The 12,142-nt window shown below is 41.6% G+C and carries 12 protein-coding genes, 1 tRNA gene and 1 other RNA gene; 3 read left to right on the top strand and 11 right to left on the bottom strand.

The window, feature by feature from the left end:
* Positions 1-343 precede the first annotated feature (343 nt).
* From RM347_RS34900 to RM347_RS34890, 3 genes are all read right to left on the bottom strand, one after another.
* The gene (locus RM347_RS34900; protein WP_322718804.1) at positions 344-730 is read right to left on the bottom strand and encodes a hypothetical protein; all 387 of its coding nucleotides are present in this window, start codon (positions 728-730) and stop codon (positions 344-346) included.
* A gap of 192 nt (positions 731-922) precedes the next feature.
* Complete coding sequence (locus RM347_RS34895; RefSeq protein ID WP_322718805.1) at positions 923-1,561, bottom strand: HesA/MoeB/ThiF family protein; 639 nt, start codon at positions 1,559-1,561, stop codon at positions 923-925.
* 8 nt (positions 1,562-1,569) lie between these two features.
* Entirely contained in the window at positions 1,570-2,400 is an 831-nt protein-coding gene (locus RM347_RS34890; RefSeq protein WP_322718816.1) for a hypothetical protein, read from the bottom strand.
* Positions 2,401-2,502: 102 nt separating this feature from the next.
* On the opposite strand from RM347_RS34890, the gene RM347_RS34885 reads away from it, so the two are divergent.
* Positions 2,503-2,883 carry a hypothetical protein gene (locus RM347_RS34885; protein ID WP_322718806.1) on the top strand — a complete coding sequence of 127 codons (381 nt, stop codon included), beginning with the start codon at positions 2,503-2,505 and terminating at the stop codon, positions 2,881-2,883.
* 444 nt (positions 2,884-3,327) lie between these two features.
* Here RM347_RS34885 and RM347_RS34880 read toward each other — a convergent pair whose 3' ends face one another.
* From RM347_RS34880 to ruvC, 8 genes are all read right to left on the bottom strand, one after another.
* On the bottom strand, positions 3,328-4,098 hold the full coding sequence (locus tag RM347_RS34880; protein ID WP_322718807.1) for an HNH endonuclease: 771 nt from the start codon (positions 4,096-4,098) through the stop codon (positions 3,328-3,330).
* A 138-nt stretch (positions 4,099-4,236) separates the two neighbouring features.
* Positions 4,237-5,670: a vWA domain-containing protein gene (locus tag RM347_RS34875; RefSeq protein ID WP_322718808.1), complete on the bottom strand. Its 1,434-nt coding sequence runs from the start codon at positions 5,668-5,670 to the stop codon at positions 4,237-4,239.
* A 220-nt stretch (positions 5,671-5,890) separates the two neighbouring features.
* A complete protein-coding gene (locus RM347_RS34870) occupies positions 5,891-6,070 on the bottom strand; it encodes a hypothetical protein (protein ID WP_322718809.1) in 180 nt (59 codons plus the stop codon).
* A 113-nt stretch (positions 6,071-6,183) separates the two neighbouring features.
* Positions 6,184-6,252, bottom strand: a tRNA-Phe gene (locus tag RM347_RS34865).
* A gap of 32 nt (positions 6,253-6,284) precedes the next feature.
* The gene (locus RM347_RS34860) at positions 6,285-7,010 is read right to left on the bottom strand and encodes a hypothetical protein (protein WP_322718810.1); all 726 of its coding nucleotides are present in this window, start codon (positions 7,008-7,010) and stop codon (positions 6,285-6,287) included.
* Positions 7,011-7,505: 495 nt separating this feature from the next.
* On the bottom strand, positions 7,506-7,706 hold the full coding sequence (locus tag RM347_RS34855; protein ID WP_322718811.1) for a hypothetical protein: 201 nt from the start codon (positions 7,704-7,706) through the stop codon (positions 7,506-7,508).
* Between the two features lie 345 nt (positions 7,707-8,051).
* Positions 8,052-8,135, bottom strand: a transfer-messenger RNA (tmRNA) gene (gene ssrA, locus RM347_RS34850).
* Between the two features lie 534 nt (positions 8,136-8,669).
* Positions 8,670-9,161: a crossover junction endodeoxyribonuclease RuvC gene (gene ruvC, locus RM347_RS34845; RefSeq protein ID WP_322718812.1), complete on the bottom strand. Its 492-nt coding sequence runs from the start codon at positions 9,159-9,161 to the stop codon at positions 8,670-8,672.
* Between the two features lie 173 nt (positions 9,162-9,334).
* On the opposite strand from ruvC, the gene RM347_RS34840 reads away from it, so the two are divergent.
* Entirely contained in the window at positions 9,335-10,705 is a 1,371-nt protein-coding gene (locus tag RM347_RS34840; protein ID WP_322718813.1) for a gluconeogenesis factor YvcK family protein, read from the top strand.
* A gap of 61 nt (positions 10,706-10,766) precedes the next feature.
* On the top strand, positions 10,767-11,240 hold the full coding sequence (tsaE, locus tag RM347_RS34835) for a tRNA (adenosine(37)-N6)-threonylcarbamoyltransferase complex ATPase subunit type 1 TsaE (RefSeq protein ID WP_322718814.1): 474 nt from the start codon (positions 10,767-10,769) through the stop codon (positions 11,238-11,240).
* Positions 11,241-12,142: the final 902 nt, after the last annotated feature.

The following is a 12,142-nucleotide window of genomic DNA, read 5'->3' as shown; positions in this document are numbered from 1 at the left end:
GATGAGATACAGAGAATAATTCATGCACTTGATGATTGTCTACTAGATATTAGTTCTGGATCTGAGCAAGAAGAGGAAGAGCCACAAGATTGAATTCCCACATTATTCGCGAGTTTCCATCGCGAATAATGTTTCTTCGCTTATTTTTGCAAAATTGGGATGCTCCCGCTCCAACTTCTCTTGAGCATGAGCTTTTTATAGTGGATTGTTAAGTTGGTGAGGTACAGTGTTTTGGTCTATAAGCCACATAAAAAGCCTTTTTTAATCCTGAATCATGGCGATCTACGCCTTTATTTTACTAGAGTTGAGACCTGCTGATTTTGGTATTTCCAGCGAGAAATAATTAACTAGCTGACCAATAAAGCTGATAATCTTCGATATAAAATGTTCCATTATTGGAAGTATTGGAAGACATTTTGAAAAAAAAGTAATAATCTCCTGGCTCCCAAATATTAAATTCTCGCTCTTGTTCTTGAACATTAGCTGTTGAACCGCTATTAGGGATAGTCATACTAGCAGTTTGTGTTCTGTTGTGTGCTCTCATCAGAAAAACTTCTAGCAGGCAGAAACCCTGTAATTCAGCGGAATAGCGAATTTTGAAACGGATTTTTCCACCATTCCGTAGGGTCTTTTGAATCAAAAATTTTTCGGTTTGAATGGGATTGGCAGATAGATGAATGCCTTGACCTTGTGTTAGCACATAGCTTTGCCTTTGATTGAGTGAACTCATGATTTTGATCCTCAAAAATAATAGAGTCTATTGAGATGATTGCATTGTTGGCAAATCTTTTTGACTGCCGCGTTTGTATTTTCTCGCCATCGGCAAGAAAATGCAATGACAGATAAGACAGTTAAGAAGACAGTTAAAAAATAAATTCTGATGGGCGATGTCTGCGACAAGCTGCTAAGAGCGTCTACCAACCTATAAAAACAGAGATTGAACAGTCAAATCCTTTAGGGTGATGGTGAAGTTACGCTGTTCTACTGTTGCAATGAATGAGATAATCGCTTCACACGCCACAGCAACGGTTAACATCACCAGGTTTCGTGTCAATGGATAATCACAGACATCATCATTAACCTCAGAAGGAACGCGATAAACGTCATTCCAAATCACTTCTGCATAATCTGCTGCTAGCCCAGCATGAAGACAAGGAATGCCTAATTGTTCAGCATAATCTTTCACTGCTTGACGTGCCACGCTATTGTCAAAAACATCGACAATTAGCTGGCTGTCTTTGAGTAGTTGAGTTGTATTTGCTGGTGTCAACTCCTTTGTTTTGGCATCAACTTTAGTACCAATTGCTCGATATAAATTGTTTGCCAAGATTTTCGCCTTAAACGCTCCAACATCAGAACGGTAGTAAGGCTGAGTCGAAAGATTACGCTCTTCAATGCGATCGCGATCTATGACTGTAAGTTTATCAAAACCAGACCGAGCTAAGTTTTCCGCAATGTTAGCTCCTAATGCTCCAGCGCCACAAATAGTTACAGGATAATTTTTTAGTTTTGCCATCACAGCATTGCTGCGGTAAAGCCGTTCGTGAAAAAAGATACTCATTGTTCTCACTACTCTTGTTGTTCCATCACACCCACTAAGGATTGCAAGTCAAAATCGCGATCGCGTCCACTTAGGCAAATGCCAGAACTGACAACAGTCAAATCAGTTTTAGCGATCGCACTACTATGGCGAACACCATCAGCAGTTGTCCAATCGACTGTCCAGTAATCGTTGCGATCGTGGAATTGATTTAATTCACCGCCACCCATTTGCAAAGCCTTTCTCAATCGCTTTTCATCCTGTTGGGGTTGAGTGAATCCCTCAATGCGCCGAGTTGCTAATTCATACACTGTGCGGATTTCTGGAGTGATACCCTTAAACTGTAATTCTTCAGCAGCAATGAGTTGCTTGACGGCAGATTGCAGAGTTTCAGAAATTGCCGGATCGGTACGGCGATCGACTTCCTCAAACCAGCATGAATGTCCATTCCATCGGGCAATGATTTGCTCAAAGGTAACGCCCTCGGTAACTAAGTGGACTGCGATCGGCTTAACTACCTTTAACCGTTGACGCATATCTACTTCATTAACCGGGTATGCTAACCAACTTTGTCCCCGCAGTTGGTGTGCTAACCGCAGGCGTATTTGGGAAAAGTGTTGCAGGTATTCCGCAATTTGGGGTAAGTCTGCTTCTTCTATAACCGTTGCTGTTTTTTCATCCACAGCCTGAAAGATGCCCCAACCTTCAAATTTACTAGCCTTTGGGCTGAAGGTGTAGACCATTCCGGCTAGCCGTGTGCGAACTCGTCCACCTTTGACGCAGGGGGCAATGAATTGGTTAGCAGACAATTGTGCTTGTGCGATCGCAATTTGGTTGATTAGCTTATGGATGTCAGTCATCATTATCTCTCTTTACGCATAATTACTCAAGATTATTGCTAGTAATTGAGTATATAAAAAAACATATTTTATGTTCAATCAACCCAAAAAAATAGAAAAATAATGACTACCCAAATACAACAAATATCAGAATCCCGAAAAAAGTTAGCATCTGCTTACCGTGCAGTTTACGCAATTGGAGTTTTGTGTATTTTTCTAAGCATAATATTCTTTGTTGCTGGCAATCGATTGCCTGATTATCTAATATTGGGAATTGGTTTTTTATTTTTTGGTTTACTCTATCTAGTTCTAGGTTCTTTTGTGCAACGTAAATCAAAAATTGCACTAGGTATTGCAGTAGGATTGATGTCGCTAAATGTTTTAACTGCTATTTACAATTTGATTCAAACAGGTAAACCGTTTGGCTTGGCTATTCCCATGATATTTTTAGGCCAGACTATAGAAGGATTTAAAGCTATAGAAGTATTAAAGTCAAAGCCTTGAAATTAATTTTCATTTTGTTAATCGATAGCTTTTTACTTAGAAATTAGTACAATTCCTGCGTGCAAGTTGGTGGAGCATTGCGTGTTCTCAGTTACTAAAGGGACTCCGCTGGTGAGTTGTTATACACTCTTTCAAGGATGGCTACTTTTAAGCCTACCTCCCAGGTTCTTCGCACTCCCCGTTCACACACGCCCACTGCATTTGGCAGTGTTACTTTTCCTCTCGTACTAGTATGTAGGCTCCAAGAGTTGGGGCACGCAGGATATTACTATAATACATTATACTACATAAAATTGAAAGAGATGAAATGAGAGATTTTGGAGTAGAGCGATTGTTGTTAGTTTACATACCTTCTCCATGTAGCTCTATCACCTCATTTGAGTTGAATGATCGCTTAATTTTGAATGTTAAGTACAATTTTGTGCCTCTTGCAGAACTACCTTGTTAAATATTCTTTGCATTAATAATGCTTAGTTTCATTTCATTGAGTAAATTGAAACTTGAGGTATACTCCTCAATTGATGGTTGAGAAAGATTGCACGCAAAGTAGTGCGTTCGATACATAAAGCTGAATACTACTTCTTTATTAGCCATTACTCCTATCTCATATTGATAAAGTTGTTCAGTCAAAATCGAGCTAATTTCATCTTCATGCTCAGAAATAACTAGCTCCTCCGAGAATGGGTAGGTTCCATACCCTATCTGCCATAAGGCTTTTGATGCTGGAGAACGAGCATATTTTCTTGCTGTATCAAACTGAGAACTATACGGATCGCAATCATTACTGGAAAGTAGAAGTCCTAGACCGATTTTCAGAAGAAATCTAGCCAACAGACAGTCATCTGTTAGAGAATATGGAAGTAATAAATGTGATGAATTCTGAAGAAAAGACCAATAATCAGGAGAAGCTAGTAAAACTACTTGGTTTTTAAAAGGAGTTGTATGTAATTCAATGTGAGGAAGAGCCTTGAAATGAGGATGTTTTCCCTTTTTTGTCTTGACATCACATCTCACTCTTTCGACACCAAAAGGAGGAGCATTAATTACAAAATTTTCGACTTTTGCTCCAAAGTATTGATTACAAGGATCACAAACAAAACCTGGTGGAAGGGTTAATTCATCATTACCCAAAGACTCTGGTATAGGATGCTCAACACGTTGAAAAGGCCCTTTCGTGGATAAGCAGAATAGACATTTGAATGGAGGTGAACTCATATAGCTCCCGAACTTAGACAAGAGAGAATTAGGAAAGTTAGGAAATTGGTAGACATTATTCTATATTGAATGACACTAGCAAGATTAGAAATGGCACTGATCACAAATTTATTGAATGACCAATGCCATGTTTTAACCTCACTTATCCTCTCTTACAGGCAACGGCATATCCAGAATCTCCATCAGCAAATCCAGACGAGAGGGGCGCGTCAAGAGTGGGACGATGTTCGGCAAACTGTAGTAGTCACCCGCGAAAGTGAACGTCTCTACAGGTGCTTGCTGCTGCTTCAGTTGACTCTCCACCCAGTTGTAATGAGTACCCACACGGACAATCACCACATTGGGCATTATCGCCAACTCCCGGCAGTAGTTCTTGTAAACTTCACCGAAGTAAGGAGCCGCATTTTCGCCCTCATCCGTCACCAAGATGATTTGGTCAACTACCTGCTTCTTCTTCCGCATTGCTTCCAATGCACAGCCGATGCTAGTACCACCGCCTGCATTGATGTGCTGGAAGGCACGCTCCCAGTCGGTCAACTCCTTGCCCTTTGCTGTAATAGCGTAAGGAATGGTGTCAAAGGCGTAGACAAACAGTTCTGCCTTGGTGATACCAGAGATTAGCGCAGCGAGTTGCTTACCGATCGCGATCGCATTTTCCATTGAACCAGACTTGTCCACCAATAAAGCAGTTGGACGAGCGATCGCACCACGCCGTTTCACCTGTTCGTTTGTCACCTTTTCCAGTTGGGCAACGGTGTCTGCGTCAAAGTCTCCCGCGTCTGTGGCAATCTGTGCTTTGAGTGCTGAAACACGCCCACTCTTAGAAGCTGATTCCAGCTTGGAATCAATCAACTTCTTAACTTCTGGGTGATCCATTGCACCTCTAGTCTGGAGAGACTTGAGGTTGTTGATCGCTTCTTGTGGAGACATGCTATTGATTAACGCCACCAATACAACTGGTGTAAGTTGCTTGATCGCACCAATTGCGATCGTGTATGGAATTTTGAACTCCACAATCAGCCGTGCCTGTTCTGCGGCATTTTCAGCCTTAGCAAGCTGCTTCAGCACATTTGCTAAGGAACCTTCTGGAGGAGTATCGCGGAATAGAATCGCATTTGCCCGCTCATTTGGCTTGATGTGCAGCGAAGCATATAAGTGCTTCATTGCTTTACGACCTCGCAGAGCAGCGCGATCGAATAGAGCCGGATTGCTCTCCCGTGTTTTCAAGTAACGCCGTACCGCAGTCCGAGCCGAACGAGGCAGTTTATTTTGCTGCTGCTTCATGAAGTCCACCACACGAGCCACCTGATAGGGTGGAAACTCTTGCAGCATCATAAATCCAGCATCTCGGTGTTCAGTCAGATTGCTAGTTAGCAAGTGAGCAATAAACACTTCCTTGTGGTCGCGGACATCACCATGACGCTGATACCAAACTGCCAGGTGTCCGTAGAAGATGGGATCGAGTTCAACAATTAACTGATGAATTTCTGCGACTTGCTCAAGCTTGCGATGAGGAGTTGTGAGCAAACTGTTGAGCATTTCCAAACGCAGGTCACGTTCTGCGGTATTCATTATGAACCTCCTCTAATTGTGATGGATGAGGAGGCAGATGTTGCACGCGAGGTGATATCACCGCGCAAGTTGTAGAAGCATTGTGTATAACTTGTGCAGAGTTATGTAAGCTTCTGCGATCGGGGCGCGGCAACAACTGCCAGTTTTGATGTAAAGTATCGAAATCGTTAGTACTACTCCCTAAAAGTAGTAGCTGCGTAAGCTGCCATCATATCTGCCACTATTGCGACAGCACTTTTTGAAAGCAGCGACCAGAACCACAAAGACAAAGATCATTGTTACCAAGCTTTTCTTGTAGTTCCTTGTCACCATGAACAAGGCGATGGCCACGTTTAACAGCTTTTTCAGATGGGAAGCCACGACGACGTTTGCTCAAAGGTTCAAAAGCAGAAATCGTCAAATTCGTCGAAATCTTCAGGCTCGATGTTGAAAGAATTAATCTTTTTCATCGGACTCACCTCCATATTGAAATGAAATAATATCGCTTCGTACAAGTCGAAAAAGCTGTTGATTCACACACGGGATTTGAACCCGTAGTTGCTTGATCTTCAGTCAAGTGCCTTACCATTCGGCTAGTATGTAAGCTTTTTCAGTTAGGGCACGAAGTGAAAATTTTAGGTTTTAGAAAGTTGATTTAAAATAAATCGAATTTCTTTCTTGTTACACTGCTGTTTCCTAACAGCGTAAATCATTCGACCTTTATACATTGCCGCAGAACGATGAATTATCCCTTTGACAACATCCGTCACATAATGAGTTGGTGGCGGTGGAAAATCTTCAAAGGTAATGAAATACCAAATCTCGTTTAGCTTCTGGTATTGATGATAATTATCAATGATGACAATATCAGTTTGTTCCTGCTTTTGCTTCTGCTTTCGAGGTATTTTCTCGGCTGCACAAAGAATTCCAGTTTCAGGATGGATATAGAAGCGATCGCGATGGCTTGTATTTAGCTGATTTCGATACCCCTGATAAGGCTTGCTATAAAAACCACCATCAATTATTTCCACATGCCGTTCAACATAGTCCCACACATGATCGATAACATGCTGTCCTGCCATTGTGCTGGGATCTAGTCGTTGACACAGTTGACTGTAAACTTCATTCCAAGGCTGTCCGACTTGCGATCGCAAAAACCGACGCAAGGGGCCGAGATGGTCTGAAAGATATTTGGATTTATTTATTGGTTTAATCAGGTAGGAATTCAACAATCCATCCTGAATTGCATCCTGGGTGATTTTGTATAATTGCTTCTTAAAGCCAGTCACCTTTTTGAGGCTAATTCTCCTCCCACCACGAGGACGCTCAATTACAATCTCGCTCAAACGATGTTCGCTCATATCTCACGTTGTTTAAATGCAGTTGTACTAATTGAGTTGTTATTAAACATGAGTTAGCTAACATCATTGAACTCACCTCCGTATTGAGTAAAGGTTATAGATAAATACAATTCAAATAATTGAAATTCCGCACAAGTTAGCAAAGCAGTTTTCACAATTGCCTATACCAATTTGGCTACGCTCCCATCAAAGGGAGCGACAGGATTTGTTCGCGTAGCGTTCCCGTAGGGTACCTGCGATCCGTTGCCGGATAGTGTGTGTAGGCTTTACAAGTTAGGGCGCGGAATTAAGTCTTAAATCATTCCGTGCAAGTTCAAGAAGCTTTTTACAGCTACGGCCGCTCTTACCAAATATTGGCAGTGGGCACGCACGCTAAATCTGCGAGAGACTTAGAAATCATGCTTCGCTTATTCGATTGCTCGAACTTTACTACCTTAGGACCGTTATGAATGTGTATGTATGCTTCTTCTGTTGGGGCACGGATGACCAGGAAACTTAACCATAGACAGCTTCAGGGCGAATGATCAAATCGCCACTAGGACGGCGATCGATTACATAAGCAGAAAGGCGATCGCTATTCACATCTAAATGCCGAGCAACGCGCTCTTTCACCGCCACATCATTCATGCCTGCTGCAATTCCCAATTGTGTTTCTGGGAGATCAACAGAACGTCCTTCAAATCGAATATGAACCATTGCAATCACCTCTTGTTTTAATTACGAATTGATATTAATGGATCTGATCGGGATTGAACCGATACCGTCCCTGTGAGAGTTACACTCACACCTCGTGCGAGTTGAAAAAGCTGTGGTAACACCGCAGGAATTGAACCTGCACTTATCGTTTTAGAGACGATCGCTCTACCTTTGAGCAAGTATGTAAGCTTTTTCTGTCAGGGCACAAGTGATATCCGGGAACTCTACCATTAGAGCTACAGACCCAAGTTTGAATCATGCCGATGCTCTTATTGAGGCAATGTCATCCAATTTGCCGAGAAACTGACTTTTCAGCGTCTACGCAACTTCAATCGAAGTAGAGTCTGGTGGAGCCGTCGGGAATTGAACCCGAATCCTGCAACCGTCCGTTTGTTGGCTTCGGAGCAGTCGAACACCAATCGCGGCCCCAAAAATGGGCACTACCGAAGGAAGTTGCTAAACTAATCCCCAAAAAGTGGCATCTATGCAAATGTCAAGGTTCCAAGAGGTTTTTATTTTGCCTTTTGAGGAGGCTTTTATCCTTATACTACAAAAGTAATACAAAACTTACATAATGTCAAGAGGATACTACAAATTTTTTAGTAGGACTTACGCACAAGAGATTCCCCAACCTCATTCAAAGTTGGCTATTGATATCCTTGTATACACAAGTCCTAAAAACCTAGCTTGATGAAGCTTTCCTCGTTCCCATACAAAGTATAGATTCACAAAAAGGGTTGAGTATCGCAATCATGAACAAAGACCTGTGACCAGAACTAGATCGAAAAAAACTCAACCAGCTGGTCAAGGAAGAACTGGTAGAAATGATCATCAAGTAGGCAATCAATCGCTATCCAAGAGCTACAGGCGATAATTAAAGAATTAAAACAGTAAGTTTGAAGTATTTATACTTGTGTACAATTTAGAAAAAACTTTAAATAAATTTATTCTCGTTTTACAAACCTATAGCTGATAAGAAGCCGTCAAAGCTACAGCTAAAGCATCCGCAGCATCATCTGGCTTGGGAATCTCATCTAAATCCAACTCCCGCGCCACCGCTTCTTGCACTTCGGATTTATCAGCATTGCCATATCCCGTTAAAGCTTGTTTAATTTGAGCAGGAGTAAATTCTACATAGGGAAGACGACGCTGGCCCAACACCAAAATGACTATACCCCGCGCCTGTGCAACCAGGATTGTACTTGACATACGATAGAAGAATAGTTTCTCGATCGCCACTAAATCTGGTTGAAATTCCTCCATCACGGTGTGTAAATCGTCAAACAAGGTACATAGACGCTGTCCCATTTCTACATCTGCCGACGTTTTAATTACTCCAAAGTCCAGCATATTTACTGTAGTCTGTTGCACCTTGTTGGGAGTTTGTGTGCAGCTAATTGCCCCAAATCCTAAAATTGCCAATCCTGGATCTAATCCTAAAATTCGTTTTTCCATTAATTTACTTTTACCAAGGCACGGTATTGTTTAACTAGGAATACTGGCAATCTTGACCACTTGTTCTTAGTCTAATGGGATTGACAAATATAATAGTTTCACGCCTAGTGTTTTAAACCAAGTGGTGTACATTTTCTGTTAATTATTGTTTGTAGCACTGCTCCAAATCAGGTATGTCAATTGGTTTTCTCAGACAAGCCCTCAACGCCCTGCAAAAGCAGTCGCGTTCTCGTACTTCCTATCGGGTTAACCAGTGGTTCAAATGGTTATCCCCTGGACTATCGGTAAAACGCTGGCTGTTGATCAGTATTGGGGGTGTACTGCTGGCGAGTTTGGGGTTAGCTATCTGGATTAAGCTGACCCCAATTTTTTGGATGTTCGAGTTGGTTAGAAGTTTCCTGGGAGTAATCACCAACATCTTACCCAACTATATCAGTGGCCCTTTGGTGCTACTTGGCGGCTTGCTTTTAGTGCTTTGGGGGCAAACTCGCACTGTAGGCTCAATTACTAAGGTACTAAGAGCAGAAGGCGGAGAAGAACTTATCGATGTTTTGCTGGCACATCATCGATTGTACCGAGGCCCGAAAATAGTGGTAATTGGTGGCGGTACGGGGCTTTCAACGTTGTTGAGGGGACTGAAAACCTACAGCGCTAATATTACTGCTATTGTCACCGTAGCCGATGACGGTGGATCTTCTGGGCGGTTGCGTCAAGAATTTGGAGTGTTACCACCAGGGGATATTCGCAATTGTTTGGCTGCCCTAGCAGATGAAGAAAAGTTATTAACAGAATTGTTTCAATACCGTTTTCGAGCTGGAGATGGGTTAACTGGTCACAGTTTTGGTAATTTGTTTTTAACGGCAATGAGTGATATTACTGGAGATTTAGAACAAGCAGTTGCAGCCAGTTCCAAAGTGCTAGCAGTGCGGGGACAAGTACTACCAGCAACTCTCAGTGATGTTCGCCTCTGGGCAGAATTAGCCGATGGTCGCCGCATTGATGGCGAGTCTAGCATTCCTAAAGCTGGCGGTAAGATTGTCAAAATTGGTTGCATTCCCGATAATCCTCCGGCGGTACCAGCAGCTATTAAAGCACTTAAAGAAGCTGATTACATTATTATTGGCCCAGGTAGCCTTTATACAAGCCTGATTCCTAATTTATTAGTACCAGAAATTGCCGATGCGATCGCTCAAACAGATGCCCCCCGTATTTATATCTGCAATATAATGACTCAACCAGGAGAAACTGAAGGTTACACTGTTGCCGATCACATCAGAGCAATTGATGCTGCTTGTGGGGAAAGGCGGCTATTCGATGCTGTACTAATACACAAAAAATCCCCTTCGGAGCAATCACTCATCCGCTATGCTCAACAAAACTCCCATCCCGTTTTCCTGGATAGAGAAGCCGTAACTCAGCTAGGGAGACGGATTGTTCCAGCTAATGTTTTGTATGAAGATGAAACAGGTTTTGTCCGTCACAATCCGCAGAAATTAGCACGAGTGTTATTGCGGTGGTACGGTAGAGGTCATCACTTAAGATGAAAATTAGTCGTTTGTCCTTTGTTTAGACTAATGGCTAATGACTTATGACTAATAACTAATTATGAAAATTTTTCTTGCAGATACAGAGGCGACGCTACGCTTAGGTATTAGTCTCGGTGAATCCCTGACCCCTGGGAGTGTAATTTTACTAGAAGGTGATTTAGGTGCTGGTAAAACTACCCTAGTTCAAGGCATTGGAAAAGGTTTGGGAATTGCTGAACCCATTGTCAGCCCCACTTTCACGCTGATTAATGAGTACACGGAAGGACGCCTCCCCCTTTATCACCTAGATTTATATCGCTTAGAACCACAAGAAGTTGTAGCCCTCAATTTAGAAAGTTACTGGGAAGGTTTTGAGGTAATACCAGGAATTGTGGCAGTTGAATGGGCGGAACGATTGCCCTACAAGCCAGATAGCTATCTTAGCGTGAGTTTGACTTATGGGCATGGGGGCACTCGTCAAGTCGAACTCATCCCATTCAATTGTGCCATTAGCGAAGTCATTGCCGCGATTTCAGTTCATCTCCCGACTTAAGTACAAGATCTGTCACTTTCTTGAGCACAAGACGAGAAAATTTTTGCAAACAGTCGAGGGAGAACTCTACACTCCTTCTATCTGCCACTACCACGCTCACCACTGTAAATCACTAACATTGTTATCTCAACCCAAAATAAATGAAAAATTTTTGTAACAGCAGCTTTATTGCTGCAATAATCAGTTAAAAAGCTGATTTAGATGGTGTATAAATTAAGAAAATGTAAACTGTTGTTGGGTTAAATGAGAGCTTTAACAGAACTTAGTCAGCTTGGTTTTACCCGATTGGTTCTCTATTGTCATTAAGAGAACAAATCTGGATTACTTAGCAGCCAAAGCTAGTAGAGAAAAGTTAAACAACATCAAGCAAGTACTGTAGAAGTTGTCTAACTTTTCCTTATCCTCAATATACCCAAAGTAAAGTCATAATATATACAGAATAATACTGATTTATCAAATGCTTGAAAATTAATTTAAATAATTTTAAATAGCAATAAGTTCTTCTATTCATACCTGTAATTAATACTGATATTAATAAATTTAAATAAAACATCTCGTATTTCTACATAATTATGGTAGAAATACGAGATGTTTTATCTTCAATTAGTTGGCGTTAATATGCTTAAGTGGATGCACTAGTTATTTTTAATGAAAGAGGCGATCGCCTTTTTGATCGGAGAACCGGAGTCGTCTCTGGTATAGTACGTAAGACCTTGATCAATAAATGCAGAGGTAGTATCTATTAAGGGACTTCCAGAAAATAAAATATACAGATAATAAAAATGATAATCATTGTTAGGGGTGATGAGAGGCTGCTGTTGGCAGCCTCTCATCACCCCAAGTTGTAGTAAATTAAATGATGATTCGATTTTGGGATGTTTGAGGTGTCAATACAATTAACA

Origin of the sequence: Nostoc sp. ChiQUE02, from assembly GCF_034531305.2 — a bacterium.
In the GTDB taxonomy this organism is placed as follows: domain Bacteria; phylum Cyanobacteriota; class Cyanobacteriia; order Cyanobacteriales; family Nostocaceae; genus Nostoc.
This window is presented reverse-complemented; position numbering and strand designations above follow the sequence as displayed.